Source organism: Mitsuaria sp. 7, assembly GCF_001653795.1.
Taxonomy (GTDB): Bacteria; Pseudomonadota; Gammaproteobacteria; order Burkholderiales; family Burkholderiaceae_C; genus Roseateles.
Map to the genome: position 1 here is coordinate 392,957 of NZ_CP011514.1, position 14,079 is coordinate 407,035.

The following is a 14,079-nucleotide window of genomic DNA, read 5'->3' on the forward strand; positions in this document are numbered from 1 at the left end:
CGGCGATCGTTGGAACTGGCGGGTTTGTTCCCGCCAATTACATCGCGCGACGTCGACGGAGGGTGGGATGAGGACGCGTGTCGAACGCGTCGACCGGGCCAGGGGGTCAGGTCGTGAGAACCCGCACGGGGTGCCCGTCGAAGCCGGAATAAATACCGGGCTATCGACGACAGGGCCGATGATCACGGGGCAAACGGGCGACTGTCGAGGTCGAACGGCACGGTAACCGGATGCGTTTCCGGGCCTTTCCGCTGTTGCGGATTGGATGCTGATTTCGGGGGAGGGACTCACTAGAGTCGCGGCCGTCAGCAGTACCGACGCACCCCCACCATGTTCCGATTCCCCTGGTCTTCCGCAGCCGTCACGGCTGCTGCCGCTGCCCTCAGCGCCTGCGGCGGCGGGGGAGGCGGCGGCGATTCGCCGGCCACCCCTTCCGGCGCGCCGAGCCCGGCGCCGGGTCCCGCGCCGGCTCCCGCTCCCGCTCCCGCTCCAACCCCAGGCCCGGCCCCCGCACCGGACCCGGCACCCGCGCCGGCCCCTGCGCCGATCCCGGACCCGGCGCCCGCTCCGTCGACGCTGCCCGCCGCGAGCCTGGTCCTGCCGCTCCCGAACGACGCCCAGGCTTCGCGCTTCCTCGCGCAGGCCGGCTTCGCCGCGAGCGAGGCCGACATCGCCACGCTCAAGTCCGTCGGCTACAACGCCTGGCTGGACCTGCAGTTCCTCGCGCCGCGCACCGAGTCGCACTGGGACTGGCTCACGCGCAACGGCTACGCGACCGACGCGAAGAAGACCGCCAACTTCGACGGCTTCCCCAACAGCGTGTGGTGCAAGTTCATCACCTCGCCGGACCAGCTGCGGCAGCGCATGGTGCTGGCGCTGTCGGAGATCTTCGTCGTCTCCGCCGTGGGCGCGACGCTGCCGTGGCGGACGATGATGCTGGCCGCCTACGCGGACGTGCTGGAGGACAACGCCTTCGGCACCTTCCGCGGCTTGCTGGAGGCGGTGGCGCTGTCGCCGGCCATGGGCACCTTCCTGGCCATGCGCGGCAGCAAGAACGACGACGGCAAGGGCCGCCAGCCCGACGAGAACTTCGCCCGCGAGGTGATGCAGCTGTTCACCATCGGCCTGGTGCAGCTGAACCTGGACGGCTCCGTCCAGACCTCCGGCGGTCGTCCGATCGAGACTTACGACCAGACGACGGTGACGCAGCTCGCGCGCGCCTTCACCGGCTGGGACTTCGACACCGCGAATGCGGCGGGCGCCGATCCCTCCTTCATGCGACGGCCGATGGTGAACACCGCGGCCAACTTCTCCAGCGGCGCGAAGTCGGTGCTCGGCAGCACCATCTCAGCGGGCGTCGATGGTCCCGCCGCGTTGCGCCAGGCGCTGGACACGCTGGCGAACCACCCGAACGTCGGGCCCTTCTTCGGCCGGCAGTTGATCCAGCGCTTCGTCTGCTCGAACCCCAGCGCTGCCTATGTGCAGCGCGTGGCGCAGGCCTTCAACGACAACGGCCAAGGCGTCCGCGGGGACCTCAAGGCGGTGCTGCGCGCCGTGCTGATGGATCCGGAAGCGCGCCTGATCGACGCCGGCGTGACGAGCTCCGGCAAGCTGCGCGAGCCCGTGCTGCGTTTCGTCCAGGTGGCGCGGTCTATCAAGCTGAGTTCGGCCGGCCAGTGGACCATCCCCGAGACCAGCGATCCCGAGACGCGTCTGGGTCAGAGCCCGTTCTTCAGCCCGTCGGTCTTCAACTTCTACCGGCCGGGCTACGTGCCGCCGAACTCGTCGATGACGGCGGGCGGCGTCACCGCGCCGGAGTTCCAGCTGCTCAATGAGGTGACCGTCACCGGCTACCTGAACTTCATGCAGACGCTGCTGACGACCGGGCAGGGCGACGCCAAGCCGGATCTGACGGACGACATGGCGCTGTCGACCGATGCGCGCGCGATGGTGGCGCGGCAGGCGCTGCTGCTCGGCGGCGGGAGCATTTCGGACGCGACCCAGCAGCGCATCGCCGCGGCGGTCACGACGATCGCCGCGAACACCGACGACGGGAAGATCAACCGCTCCCGTGCCGGTTGGATGCTGCTCCTCGCCTGCCCCGAATACCAGATCCAGAAATGACGACGTCGCCGCACGGCGACGTTCACCGGAGACTTTCCGTGGCCCATGTATCCAAGCTGTCCTCGCTGCATCGCCGCGAGTTCCTCAAGCGCGCTTCGGTCGCGTCCGCCGTAGGCGCCGCCGCGCCGTGGGCGCTGCAGCTCGCCGCCATCGGCGACGCCGCGGCCGCCACGACGGGCGGCGACTACAGGGCGCTGGTGTGCGTGTTCCTTTACGGCGGCAACGACCATGGCAACACGGTGATCCCGTACGACGCCGTCAGCCACCAGGCCTACACCGCCATCCGCCCGACGCTGGCGATCGGGCGCGACGCGCTCGCCGCGACCGCGCTGGCGCCGACGGTGGCGTTGCCGGACGGCCGGCAGATGGCCTTGGCGCCGGGGCTCTCGGCGGTCAAGCCGGTCTTCGACGCCGGCCGGCTCGCCGTGATGCTCAACATCGGCACGCTGACGGCGCCGATGACGCTGGCGCAGTTCAAGTCCGGCGCCGTGGCGGCGCCGCCCAAGCTGTTCTCCCACAACGACCAGTCCAGCCTCTGGCAGTCCTCCAACGTCGAAGGCGCGCGCACCGGCTGGGGCGGCCGCATGGCCGACCTCATGCTGTCGGGCAACGGCCGCGCGGGACTCACCTGCATCAACGTCTACGGCAACGCGATCTTCCAGGCCGGGGATGCCGCTTTCCAGTACCTGACCGGCCCCAGCGGCAAGAAGCCGATCACGGGCATCGGGAGCCAGGTGTTCGGCTCGACGTCCTGCGCCAAGCTGCTGCGCGCGCTGATCACCGAGGATCGGGCACACCCGATGGAATCGGAGCTCAACCGCGTGACCGCGCGCTCGATCGATCTGCAGACGACGCTGAGCACCGCGCTCGCCGGCGGAGCGACGCTGTCGACCGCCTTCGCGACGGACTCGCTGGCGCGCCAGCTCAAGATGGTGGCGAGCCTGATCGCGGCGCGCTCCGCGCTGGGCATGACGCGGCAGGTCTACTTCGTCGGCATGGGCGGCTTCGACCTGCACGACGGCCTGACGACGCGCCACCCGGCGCTGATGCAGCAGGTCGGCGGCGCGATGGCGAGCTTCGACGCGGCGCTGCGGGAACTGGGCATGGCCGACCAGGTCACGACCTTCACCGCCTCGGACTTCGGCCGCACGCTCAGCAGCAACGGCGACGGCACCGATCACGGTTGGGGATCGCATCACCTGGTGATGGGCGGGGCGGTCAAGGGCGGACGCTTCTACGGCAAGGCGCCGTCGGTCAGCGTGAACGGGCCGGACGACGTCGGCCAGGGCCGGCTGCTGCCGACGACGTCGGTGGACGAGCTCGCGTCGACGCTGGCGTTGTGGATGGGCGTGCCGCCTTCCGAGCTGCGGACGGTGCTGCCCAACATCGGCAACTTCGCCGGCACGGACCTCGGCTTCATGGCGTGACGCACCATCGTGGATCGCGCATGGTCCCGATGGATACGGGTTTCTCCGCGTCCGACGGACTCCCGGAATATCGACGCGGAACCCGACATCGCCGCTGCCCCCAACCCTAGGGGGCACCGTACGTCATGTTCTGCTACGCAAGACCCTGACGTTCTCCTAACATCTCCACGACGCCCCCACGCACAGAGACCGACAACAAGACCGAGCGCAAGTCGAGGGGCGCGATCCACGCATGGCCGACCAGGGAGGCTGAGATGGACGGATTGTTGGGGAGGACCCCCGAGCTGGGGCGGTTGATGTCCTATCGGGGGCCGGAACGCCGGCGGGGATCGCCGGACCGATGGTGGCGCCATGCGCTGGAGGAGATCGACCTCGGGGTCTGTCTCGTCGCCGGCGAAGGGCAGCTGCTGTATGCCAACAGCACCGCGAGACGGCAGCTCGACGAGACGTCGCCGCTGCAGATCATCGACGGTCAGCTGATCGCGTCGCAGCGCAACGATCAATTGCGATTGGAAGGCGCGCTCGCCGACGTGCAGCGCGGGCTGCGGCATCTCATCTGCCTGGGGCGCGGGCCAGGGCGGCTGTCGATGTCGGTGCTGCCGCTGCAGGACGGGCAGGGACGGCCGACGCAGGCGATGGTGGTGCTCGGCAAACGCAACCTGTGCGGGGAGCTGCCGATGCTCGCCTTCGCGCGGGAACATCAACTGACCGCCGCGGAGCTGCAGGTTCTCCAATCGCTCTGCTCGGGGCTGCAGCCGCAGGAGATCGCGCATCGCCACGGGGTGGCCATCTCGACCGTGCGCACGCAGATCGCGAGCGTGCGGGCAAAGACGGCGACGGAAAGCATCCGCGACCTCGTGTCGATGGTGGCGCAGTTGCCGCCGATGCAAGGCGTGCTGCGGGTGATGGAGCGGGCCTGAATAGGCTGCTCGCCTGCTGACGCCGAGGCGTTGGCCGCGAGGTCAAGGGGCCCCGGCGGCAAGCGCCGAAACCCCTCGACCTCCCGTCCCCAACCAGTTCCGTACTTCCTCGGTTTTGCTACCGAGGACTCCGGGGGTGGTCAGGCTCGCTTCGGCTCCAAGGTCTTCTTGTAGAGCGTCGAACCCTCCAGATCCTTGAGCGTGACCGTCATCGCGCGCGTCTTGGCGTCGATATCCACCTGGCCGAAGAACTGCGTGTCGGGCGCGGGAGCAGCATTGGCAATGCCTGGCCCCTTCTGATACGCGACCTGCATGCCGAAGGTGCCGTCGGCCTTGTTGGGACCGAAACCGCCCGCGTGCAACGGGCCGGAGACGAATTCCCAAAAGGGCAGGAAGTCGGTGTGCTTCGCCTTGGCGGGATCGAAGAAGTGCGCGGCGGTGTAGTGCACGTCGGCGGTGAGCCAGACGATGTTGTGCAACTGATGGCGCTTGATCTCGCTGAGGAGCCGGGCGATTTCCAGTTCCCGGCCGCGCGGCGCGCCGTCGTCGCCGTTGGCGATCGCTTCCCATTTGTCGCGACCCTCGGCGTCCTTGCCGTCGTTGACGTGCAGGCCGATCGGCATGTCGGCGGCGATGACCTTCCAGACCGCCTTCGAGCGCTTCAATCCCTCGAGCAGCCACGCGATCTGCGGACGGCCCATGAAGGCGCTGTCGGCGTTCTCCTCGGTCTGGAGGTTGGCGCTGTTGGGGCCGCGGTAGCTGCGCATGTCGACGACGAAGACGTCGAGCAGCGGCCCCTGCGGCAGATGGCGGTAGATGCGCTCGCCCTCGACGTCGCCGAAGCGGCGCATCGGCGCGTATTCCTGGAAGGCCTTGGTGGCGCGGGCGACGAGCAGCGGGATGTTCTTCTCGGTGTAGCGGGCGTCGCCGGAGAGGTCCTTGCTGTCGGAGTAGTTGTTGGTGACCTCGTGGTCGTCCCACTGCCAGATCTGCGGCACGTCGGCCGACATGCGGCGCACGTTGGCGTCCATCAGGTTGTAGCGGTAGCGGCCGCGGTACTCGTCGAGCGTCTCGGCGACCTTGCTGGTCTGCTCGGTGACGACGTTGCGCCAGAGCGATCCGTCGGGGAGCTTGATCTCGGCGGGGATGGGGCTGTCGGCGTAGATGGTGTCGCCGCTGTGCAGGAAGAAGTCGGGGTTGATGCGGCGGATCTGCTCATAGATCTTCATGCCGCCCCATTGCTCGTTGATGCCCCAGCCCTGGCCGCAGGTGTCCCCGCTCCAGGCGAAGCGGACGTCGCGCACGCCCTTGGCGCCGAAGGCGGCGGGCAGGCGCAGATGTCCGGCAACGGGCTCGGAGAGTACGCGCTCGTTGTGCAGGTCCTGCAGGACGACGCGATAGAAGATCTCCTGGCCGGCGGGCAGGCCGCGCAGGTCGATGCGGCCGGTGAAGTCGGAGTCTTCGAGCAGATGCGGTCCGCGCACGCGCTGCAGGTTGGCGAAGCTGGCGGTGGTGGACCACTCGAGCCAGAGGCGGCTCGGGCGATCGCCGCGGGTCCAGACGATGGCGCCGTCGGCGATCGGATCGCCGGACTGGATGCCGTGCGGCATCTGCGGCCGCATCGCGTCGCGCGTGATGACGGCGGGGGCCTGCGCATGCGCGCCGGGCAGCGTCAGCAGCGAGGCGCCTCCAAGAACGGTGCTGGCGTGGAGGAAGCGGCGGCGGTCCATGCGGGTCTCCCGGAGAGATCAAAAGGGCGAAGCCCGCGATGCTGCCGGGAGGGTGTGACGGGGAGGTGACTGGCCGGCGTCAGCCGACAGTTGTCACTGCCCCTTCGGCGGCTCCCACAGCTCGACCTTGTTGCCTTCCGGGTCGATGACCCAGCCGAACTTGCCGTACTCCGAGTCGTCGGATTTCTCGAGGACGTTGCAGCCCTCGTCGCGCAGCGCCTTCAGCAGCGACGCGAGATCCGCCACTCTGTAATTGATCATGAAAGGCGCCTTGTTCGGCCCGAAGCCGTCGCCGCCCTCGGCCGCGCCTATGGACCAGATCGTCGAGCCGCCCGTGGGCTGGCCCGCATCGTCCGTCCAGGTGAACGCCGCGCCACCCCACGCCTGGACGTCGACGCCGAGGTGCGTCTTGTACCAATCCCGCAGGACCGCCGGGTCCTTGGCGTTGAAGAAGATGCCGCCGATGCCAGTGACTCGTTTCATGTGGGAACTCCCGACAGGTTGATCGATCTCAAAGACATCGACGGTCGTCTCACCGACGATGCACCGCTCCGCGCTTGAGCGTCAGCAGACACAGCAGCGCGATCAGGGTGAACAGGGCGCCGCTCCAGATCTCGTAGGGCAGACCGAGCAGCGTGTACGCGGACGCTTCACTGCAATTGGCCGTGACCATGAAGACGCTCGGGATCCGATCTTCCAGCTTGAACATCGTCAGCACGCGGTCCGCGAAGGTCATGTCGCAGCTGGCCAGCTTGGAGGCGACCTCGTGCTGGTAACCCGCGGCGAACAGGCCCGCCACGCCCAGCGCGCCCGACAGCAGCAGCGTCAGCACGCGCACGGCGCCCACGCGATGCAGCACCCAGCCCAGGAGGCTCACCCCCGCGATCAGCAGGAAGATGCCGCGCTGCATCACGCACCACGGGCACGGCTTGACGTTGAACTGGTACTGCGCGACCAAGGCCGCCGCCACGGCGGCGAGCGACACCAGCGCGCTGAAGGCCAGCACGCGCGAGGCGGTCAGGGCCCGCATCAGTCGGCGATCTCGGCGATCAGCTCGATCTCGACGCAGGCGCCGAGCGGGATCTGCGCCACGCCGAAGGCGCTGCGGGCATGCGCCCCCTTCTCGGGACCGAAGACCTCGCCGATCAGCTCGGACGCGCCGTTGGTCACCAGGTGCTGCTCAGTGAACGCGCCGGTGCTGTTGACCAGGCTCATCAGCTTGACGATGCGCTTGACCTTGTTCAGGTCGCCGACCGCCGCGTGCAGCGTGCCCAGCAGGTCGATCGCGATCGCGCGCGCGGCCTGCTGGCCGGTCGCCGTGTCGGTGTCCTTGCCCAGCTGGCCTACCCAGGGCTTGCCGTCCTTCTTCGCGATATGACCGGACAGGAACACGAGGTTGCCGGTGCGGACGAACGGCACGTAGGCCGCGGCAGGCGCCGCCACCGGAGGCAGTTCGATGCCGAGTTGGGTCAGGCGGTCGTAGATGGAAGTGCTCATGAGGATCTGCGCGGAAGTGGAAAAAATCGCCGGGAATCCTACACCCCGGCATGGCGCTGGACACTCGTCCCGCTCGCGGCCCTGCTTGGCATGGGGCTGGTCCACGTCCTCCCGGCATTGCCCGGTGCCACCGCCTGGCGGGCCTGGGCCGCGATCGCCGTGATGCTGGTGTTGGCGATGGCGTTGCCGTTGCCATTGCCGTTCGCACGCCAGGCGCGGACCCATTGGCTGGCGTGGGCGATGCTGGCGGCCATCGCCGGGTCCGGGCTCACCGCCTCGCGCGCCGGCGCGCGCATGGCCGAGGTGCCTGCCGTCGACGTCGAGGGCCAGGTCATGACACTCACCGGCCGCGTCGGCAGTCTCCCTCAGCGCACCGACGGCATAGGCGGCGCCGCGGGCTGGCGCTTCATCCTCGATGTCGATCCGGCCGTGGTCGGCGACGGTGCGCCGCCGCGCGTGCTGCTGTCCTGCTATCAGATGCCGGTCCCGCCGCGCGCCGGCGAGCGGTGGCGCCTCGACGTCAAGCTGCGTCGCCCGCATGGCCTGATGAACCCGCACGGGTTCGACCAGGCGCTGTGGATGCTCGACCAGGACCTGCCCGCCGCCGGCAGTTGCCGCAGCAAGGGACAGGAGCGATTGGAGGGCAGCGGCTTCAGCGTCGACGCCTTGCGGCAGACGATGCGCGACGCGATCGACCGCCAGTTGAGCGAGCGGCGCGACCGTCGCGGCGCCGGGGTGCTCGCCGCGCTGAGCCTCGGCGATCAAGGCGCGGTGAATTGGGTGTTTGCAATTAGCTCCTACGCTGGTCTCCCCTCTGAAGCGTCCAACTTCTCACACGTCATTTGCAAACGCTTCTACGCTGCCCAGCGTTTCGAGACCATAGATTTTTGCAATCAGCTTCTACGCTCCAGTGAGCGACTCGGCGTTGCGTCCAATGGGCTCTGACCTTGACCACGCAGGGCAAAAGTGCACTGCAGAGTGACCGCAAAATCGCTTGGCAAGAAACGCGGCGTTTGGTCCAATGTTTGAATACTTAAGGTAGCAAACTCATGTTGGTCACTCTCATTGAATTCGAGCGAAACAGCGGTGCTTACTCCGATGCAGGTTTGCAAGCATGGGACGCTGTAGCTCTTACCGTTAGCGAAGCGTTGTTTGCGGTGCGCTTTCAGTCGATGAAGGAAGGCTCGCAAGTTCGTACGCTTTTAGTCAGCCCTCCTGCTTTCACTGAAACCCTGCGAAAGATTCTTCCGGGAAGAGTCCTGCGCCTTGACCTGCTGAACTTGGGAGTAGACGGGCAGCGGAGCATGCACACTGTTCAGGAGCTATGGCTGCCTTTTGCCTTTGAACGAAGGGCAGGCCTCTTGATGCGAATCCAGGGCTTGACCACTCTGGTCGACGAGTCGCTTCGGCCGATTCCTGAAGGGGAGGGCCGCACGCTCGTCTGGTCCACCTCGTCGAGAGACCGCGTGCATGAACCGAGCTGCAGCCAGCAACATGAACGTGCTTTGAGCAGCTCGTGGTGAGCACTCGTGCGTGCTCACTGAGACATACGGCAGTTGCAAGGCGAAGGCGGTTGGAGCCGGACCATTTTCAGGAGGAGTGACGCCATGAGCGAAGAGCGCTTGGTATTTCGCAGCATCACGGTGGAGCCAGCGTTCAATGTGGAGTTGCGCGCACAAGCCCAAGCGGCCGGGGTCACCAACGGTCAGATGTTTCGGCGCATCCTCCATGCTGGGTTCGAGCGCGTGTACAGCGAAGGTGCCTTCACTCCGCCGGGGTTTCCGGCGGGGGTGCGGCCGCTCTCCAAGAGCGTCCTCATCCTCGACGAAGTGGACAACCAGCTCAGGGCTTGGGCGTTTGAGACGCACTGTCCTAAGAGTGACGTCCTTCGGTACGTCCTATGGAGAGGGTTGGAGTCTGTCCGCCGCTCGGCGCCAACCATCCTCACGCGCGTCGAGAGGTTTCACGACACGTACCGCGGTCCCACCGCTGACCCCGTGATGGCGCTAGATTTGGTCGGACCAGTTATCGTCGACGGGCGGTCGTCTCCCGTGCTCAAAGCTCCTGCCTGGGCTCGAGCCGCACTGGAGCCGACACTCGACCATTTGAAGGGGCAGGGCGTTTCGCACCTGGAGGTGTTCCCCTTCCACCGGCCTGGCGAGCGAGACTACTGGCTCGCGTTCGCTTTCGTCGCAAGCGAGCGCCATACGTTGGGCACCTCCGACCTTCGGCACCAGACCCTGCAACGGCAGCTCACCGGCTTAGCCAGCCAGCTCGCGGAGTTCGACGCGAAATCCAGCAGCGAGTCGAAGCGCTTGATGCGGTTGTTCGACTGAACCTAGGGGCTTTATCCGGCGTCTAAGGCGCCTCGCAAGGTTAAGACAGGACATTGCAGTTGCCGCCCAGCTCTAGTGAGCTTCTTCCATAAACCAATTCTTAAACGCACGCCGGATTGCGCGCACCTCTTGATGGCCTCCAAGTTCCGACAGGCACTCTGGCGGGATGTCTGCCTTCGCGGGGGAAAACACGCCAAGAGCTGGATGAGCCGTTGGCAACATCCCGGTGACGGCTGCTCTTAGTTGCGGGCGACCCGCAGCGCCGAACCCAAGCGCTAGAAGTAGGACGCGGCGCTCAGCGTCACCCCGCAGCGACTCTGCATATGTCGATGCAACTTCCGCGTCTAGACGCGCACCGACCATCCTTGCGAGTCGAACCGCCACGAAAGCGTCGAGTTCAAGCAGATGTCGAAGCTCAATCGCTGCAGCTAGTTCAGGCTCGATGTGGTCGGCGAGGATTCCAAGCGCGGCAGCTACCTCAGGACGGCAAAGCTCTGCCTCAGGAGCGATACAGATTTCGATGAGAAGCTTTCTGTGCCTTGTCGACCCGTTCTTGACGATGAGCTTGAACAACTTCAGACGCACGTCGGCGTCTCTGCAAAACTGAGCCCAGAAGAAGAGGTCCTCAACGTCGTCGTTGTCCAGGTCGTTTAACGCGGCAAGCGCCTTAGCCGCCAATCTGGCTATAGGTAGGTGCTGATGGTCATCTCCACTCGCCCAGTGGTCTTCCGTCCAAGTATCGCCGAGCTGCTTCTTGAGAACGGCTTTGAACTCGCGAGCATCCTCACCCGCAATTCGCGCCACTGCCTCCTTGACGTACCAACTCCGGTCGTCGGTCATGCGCATAAGCTCTTGCAGCCGTTGCGGGTGACGATTGAGGCATAAGGACTCTAGGGCAGCGGCCCTTACCTTGCCGTATCCGTGGAGTGTCGCCGACTGAAGTTCCGATACTGGGACGAAGGTCCTGGCCACAAGAACTGCTTGGGCAGCACAAGTGCCTCCCTCGCAGGTCTTCAAGAGCCGTCGCACATGATTGATTGGGTCGCGCTGGCAACGCACCATGGCCTGTACAAGCGCCAGTAATGCGGCCTCCGTGGTTGGAGAAAGCCCTGCCAAGAATCCCGCAAAGGTGTCGTTACTGACCTCCGGAAGCGGTGTGCCGTTGAGAACGCTGGCCAGCATTAAACGGTGCGGATTTGCGACCGCGTCGAGCGCCGTAACGAACGCAATCAATGAAAATTGTTCGTCCCAATGGCTGTTACCTCGGATTTCCGAGAGTAAGTCGAGCACGCCGGACCACGCTCCAACAGCCGCTAAGCGGGACACGGCTCTTGCTAGGAGTCCGCCGCCATCGACTTCGCGGCCGCATGCTATCGCCTTGCATCGCACCCCTGGAGCCGTTTCCCGGTTAAGCACTCGCGAAATCAAAGGTTCCGCGAAGTCGTTGGACCAGAGTTGGGGGACTACTTCCCAAAAATCCCCTTCGTGCGGAGTTCCAGCCATCCTGTCCCAAAGATGGGCAACTTCACTAGGGTCAGCCGCCGCACCGCCGCGGGCACTAACAGCGGCGGCCTTCACCAGCCAGGGCTCCATGCCTTGCAGCGATGGGTCTAACGAGAGCACCCGCCAGCCAAGTCGTTCCCTGCTTTTCTCTACGAACCTCTCAATTACACCGGATGCGACCTGAGCGCTCTCCCACCAGTTTGGAGGGCCTTCACCATGCTCAGAGCCGTAGTAGTTGTCCTCAATCGCGATGGCTTGGTCTTCATCGACGGAGAAGTCGATGAGCTGATACGCGTGCAGTGCCTGCTCTGCGACTGCTTTGAGACCATTCAAATCACGAGCAGCGTGCTCAAGAATGAGGTCAAAGTGAGTGGAGCGGTGACCACTTACAACGAGGTCAGTCAGGGCTTCAAGAAATGCTGGCGTTTGGTCTCCAGCGATGCGCTCGAGCAGTTCGAAGAAGTTGTCCTGCGGCTCGTAGTGCGTGACAGGCAAGATGCCAATGATGAAGCTCGCACAAAGGGCTGGCGTTCTCGGGTCAGAAGAGGCTGCACTGAGCCACTCATCCGTGGGTACAAACGGGTCGAACGTGTCGGCGCCAAACACGTGATAGACACCGCCATCCGTCAAGAATCGTGCAACCTCGGACGGAGCAAATCCCGGCATCCCAGACCGTTCCAGCTCGCCAAGATGGTCCTGAAAGGTGGGTCCGCCTTCCAAGCAGCGAGCTACCAACCATTCGTTCATGGCATCGGCGTGAGTCCTCTCGAAGACCACTAGCTTGTCGATGTCTTGAGGCAATGCCGCTGACAGCTTTGCAAGCATCTCGGGTGCGTTTTCTCGTCGACCATGCACGAACAAGTCGTACATCCCTTGCGACAGCGTCCGCAGCACCGCCTGAGCCGGCACCGGGTCGGCCGCCACCAGACTTTCCAGCGCAGCTTCGACTCTAGGGTGCCCGTAGCTTACTGAGTCGTCGCTTGCCTTGAGGCTCGTTCCCGCTGCGAAGAAGCTCACTAGCTCATCCAGCTTGATGTGCGTCAAGCCAGGGGCAAGTTGCGATATTCGGGTGTGAACACGCCGAAGAAAATCTCTGCGCGCGTGATTGCAGACAGCCAGAACTCCCCAAAGGACGGTCGCAGCCACGGAAGCGTCTCGCTTTGAGACCTGCTCACGAATGTTGTCTTGAACAGCGTCAAGGTGAGCTGTCGTTGCTGCGTGCTCGATGAGCCGGGGCCAGTCTTGTCGGTCATCCGGGAACTCAAGTCCAATGAGGTTGCTGAAAAACTGGTCAATCTCATACGGTGATTGCAGCTGCTTCAAGACACTTCCACGCATGTCGGCTACCAAGGCTTGGAAGTCCTTCGGAACAGTCTTCATGCGATTCCTGTACATCGCATACCGGTCTCGCGGTTCGTAGTGGCTGCTCTCTAGCGGCGTAATCCAGCGCTTGTGCTTTTCGCCGAGCGCGGCAGTTTGATAGATATCGCTTCGGGTGGTGACAATGAAGTAGCAATCCGGACCAGCATTTTGAAAGTTGCTGGTAAGCTCGTTTTTCCACGAGGTGCTGTGAGGCTCGAAGCGGCTCTTCCCCCAAGGGTCATCCAAATAGAACGCAACCGGTCGACGCGAATGCTCTCTGATGTCGTTCGGCGTGAACACGTTTTTTACTTCAATGCCCGGCTTGCATGTACGCAGGTGGGCTAGCAGCGCTCTTGCTGCAGACGTCTTGCCTGTGCCGGACTCACCTTTGATGATGATGGCGTGGTTGCGCTCTAGTCTGTCGACCATGGTCGACCAGTTCTGCGGTTTTACGTATTCGGCCTCTTCGCGTGACGCGCTGAGGTAGCCGCCAAAGCGTTGGATGACTTCTTCAAGGTCGGACCTGCGCCAAGTGTGGTCCGCGCTTGGACGCATTCGAGCGATGGCGTCGTGATGGAGGGATGTAAGGCACTCGACGCAGCGAGACAACGGCACGTGGCAGTCGCTTGTGAGGTGACTCTTAATCTTCCAACTCAAGTACTCGTAGGTGCAATTTCCAACGATTGCTAACCTGGAGCTCAAATCGTCGGGCACTGACCCATCAGGCGAATCTAAAAAAGCGGGCAGGGCACCATCTTCTGGCCAGACACCGATAGCGGTAACCTCCAGCTCTCTCAGCTTGTTCACGACGGCGTTGTTGGTGATGAGCAGGTATCTGGAGCCGGGGTCTGCGGATAGCTGCTCGCGGGCAGACTGTCTGTTGGCGCTGCCATGCTTCACGAGAGCACGAAAGCGGGCTAGGTCCCACGGCTCACCGCTCGTGAACTTCACCTGAACTCGAAGCCTGTACGAGGAGGTCTGAGCCGCCGTACCGGCTTTGGGAGGCGCCTCGTCATCCCTGAGCTCAGCCTCCAGGTCCTCTTGACTTGCAGGTTCCAGCTCGATGCGTTCAGTTCGCTGGTTGACGACCAGTAGGTCGAGGGCCACCCACACGGATACAAGCGCTTGGTAGACAAGACCCTCAAGACCGTGGCTTCCGCCGCTCGCTTCGCTCATGCAT

The 14,079-nt window shown here is 64.7% G+C and carries 11 protein-coding genes; 6 read left to right on the plus strand and 5 right to left on the minus strand.

Annotated features, from left to right (window positions below; all coding sequences use genetic code 11):
• Nucleotides 1-330 precede the first annotated feature (330 nt).
• The 3 genes from ABE85_RS01850 to ABE85_RS01860 all read left to right on the plus strand — a co-directional run bounded on the left by ABE85_RS01850 (nucleotide 331) and on the right by ABE85_RS01860 (nucleotide 4,471).
• On the plus strand, nucleotides 331-2,124 hold the full coding sequence (locus ABE85_RS01850) for a DUF1800 family protein (protein WP_157521843.1): 1,794 nt from the start codon (nucleotides 331-333) through the stop codon (nucleotides 2,122-2,124).
• Between the two features lie 38 nt (nucleotides 2,125-2,162).
• Nucleotides 2,163-3,551, plus strand: a complete 1,389-nt coding sequence (locus tag ABE85_RS01855) for a DUF1501 domain-containing protein (RefSeq protein WP_067269574.1) — start codon at nucleotides 2,163-2,165, stop codon at nucleotides 3,549-3,551.
• 254 nt (nucleotides 3,552-3,805) lie between these two features.
• The gene (locus ABE85_RS01860) at nucleotides 3,806-4,471 is read left to right on the plus strand and encodes a helix-turn-helix transcriptional regulator (protein ID WP_082938226.1); all 666 of its coding nucleotides are present in this window, start codon (nucleotides 3,806-3,808) and stop codon (nucleotides 4,469-4,471) included.
• 140 nt (nucleotides 4,472-4,611) lie between these two features.
• Here the strand turns inward: ABE85_RS01860 and ABE85_RS01865 are convergent, their stop codons facing one another.
• The 4 genes from ABE85_RS01865 to ABE85_RS01880 form a co-directional block, all read right to left on the minus strand.
• The gene (locus ABE85_RS01865; protein WP_067269578.1) at nucleotides 4,612-6,201 is read right to left on the minus strand and encodes an alkaline phosphatase; all 1,590 of its coding nucleotides are present in this window, start codon (nucleotides 6,199-6,201) and stop codon (nucleotides 4,612-4,614) included.
• 93 nt (nucleotides 6,202-6,294) lie between these two features.
• Entirely contained in the window at nucleotides 6,295-6,684 is a 390-nt protein-coding gene (locus tag ABE85_RS01870; protein ID WP_067269580.1) for a VOC family protein, read from the minus strand.
• Between the two features lie 49 nt (nucleotides 6,685-6,733).
• Nucleotides 6,734-7,231, minus strand: a complete 498-nt coding sequence (locus tag ABE85_RS01875) for a disulfide bond formation protein B (protein WP_067269582.1) — start codon at nucleotides 7,229-7,231, stop codon at nucleotides 6,734-6,736.
• Nucleotides 7,231-7,698, minus strand: a complete 468-nt coding sequence (locus ABE85_RS01880; RefSeq protein ID WP_067269583.1) for a RidA family protein — start codon at nucleotides 7,696-7,698, stop codon at nucleotides 7,231-7,233. The genes ABE85_RS01875 and ABE85_RS01880 overlap by 1 nt, the downstream gene beginning before the upstream one ends.
• A 90-nt stretch (nucleotides 7,699-7,788) precedes the next feature.
• Between ABE85_RS01880 and ABE85_RS01885 the strand changes: the two genes are divergently transcribed.
• From ABE85_RS01885 to ABE85_RS01890, 3 genes are all read left to right on the plus strand, one after another.
• Complete coding sequence (locus ABE85_RS01885) at nucleotides 7,789-8,643, plus strand: ComEC/Rec2 family competence protein (RefSeq protein ID WP_067269584.1); 855 nt, start codon at nucleotides 7,789-7,791, stop codon at nucleotides 8,641-8,643.
• A 104-nt stretch (nucleotides 8,644-8,747) separates the two neighbouring features.
• Nucleotides 8,748-9,221, plus strand: coding sequence for a hypothetical protein (locus ABE85_RS27280; protein WP_157521845.1), 474 nt, complete (start codon nucleotides 8,748-8,750; stop codon nucleotides 9,219-9,221).
• A gap of 84 nt (nucleotides 9,222-9,305) precedes the next feature.
• Entirely contained in the window at nucleotides 9,306-10,034 is a 729-nt protein-coding gene (locus ABE85_RS01890; protein ID WP_067269586.1) for a hypothetical protein, read from the plus strand.
• Nucleotides 10,035-10,106: 72 nt separating this feature from the next.
• Here ABE85_RS01890 and ABE85_RS01895 read toward each other — a convergent pair whose 3' ends face one another.
• Nucleotides 10,107-14,075, minus strand: a complete 3,969-nt coding sequence (locus ABE85_RS01895) for a hypothetical protein (protein WP_067269588.1) — start codon at nucleotides 14,073-14,075, stop codon at nucleotides 10,107-10,109.
• Nucleotides 14,076-14,079: the final 4 nt, after the last annotated feature.

What these genes read in the sequence shown, in the direction of transcription:
- ABE85_RS01860 (WP_082938226.1), top strand. Translation starts at nt 3,806, where the DNA reads ATGGACGGATTGTTGGGGAGGACCCCCGAGCTGGGGCGGTTGATGTCC.
- ABE85_RS01895 (WP_067269588.1), bottom strand. Translation starts at nt 14,075, where the DNA reads ATGAGCGAAGCGAGCGGCGGAAGCCACGGTCTTGAGGGTCTTGTCTAC.
- ABE85_RS01880 (WP_067269583.1), bottom strand. Translation starts at nt 7,698, where the DNA reads ATGAGCACTTCCATCTACGACCGCCTGACCCAACTCGGCATCGAACTG.
- ABE85_RS27280 (WP_157521845.1), top strand. Translation starts at nt 8,748, where the DNA reads ATGTTGGTCACTCTCATTGAATTCGAGCGAAACAGCGGTGCTTACTCC.
- ABE85_RS01865 (WP_067269578.1), bottom strand. Translation starts at nt 6,201, where the DNA reads ATGGACCGCCGCCGCTTCCTCCACGCCAGCACCGTTCTTGGAGGCGCC.
- ABE85_RS01875 (WP_067269582.1), bottom strand. Translation starts at nt 7,231, where the DNA reads ATGCGGGCCCTGACCGCCTCGCGCGTGCTGGCCTTCAGCGCGCTGGTG.
- ABE85_RS01885 (WP_067269584.1), top strand. Translation starts at nt 7,789, where the DNA reads ATGGGGCTGGTCCACGTCCTCCCGGCATTGCCCGGTGCCACCGCCTGG.
- ABE85_RS01870 (WP_067269580.1), bottom strand. Translation starts at nt 6,684, where the DNA reads ATGAAACGAGTCACTGGCATCGGCGGCATCTTCTTCAACGCCAAGGAC.
- ABE85_RS01890 (WP_067269586.1), top strand. Translation starts at nt 9,306, where the DNA reads ATGAGCGAAGAGCGCTTGGTATTTCGCAGCATCACGGTGGAGCCAGCG.
- ABE85_RS01850 (WP_157521843.1), top strand. Translation starts at nt 331, where the DNA reads ATGTTCCGATTCCCCTGGTCTTCCGCAGCCGTCACGGCTGCTGCCGCT.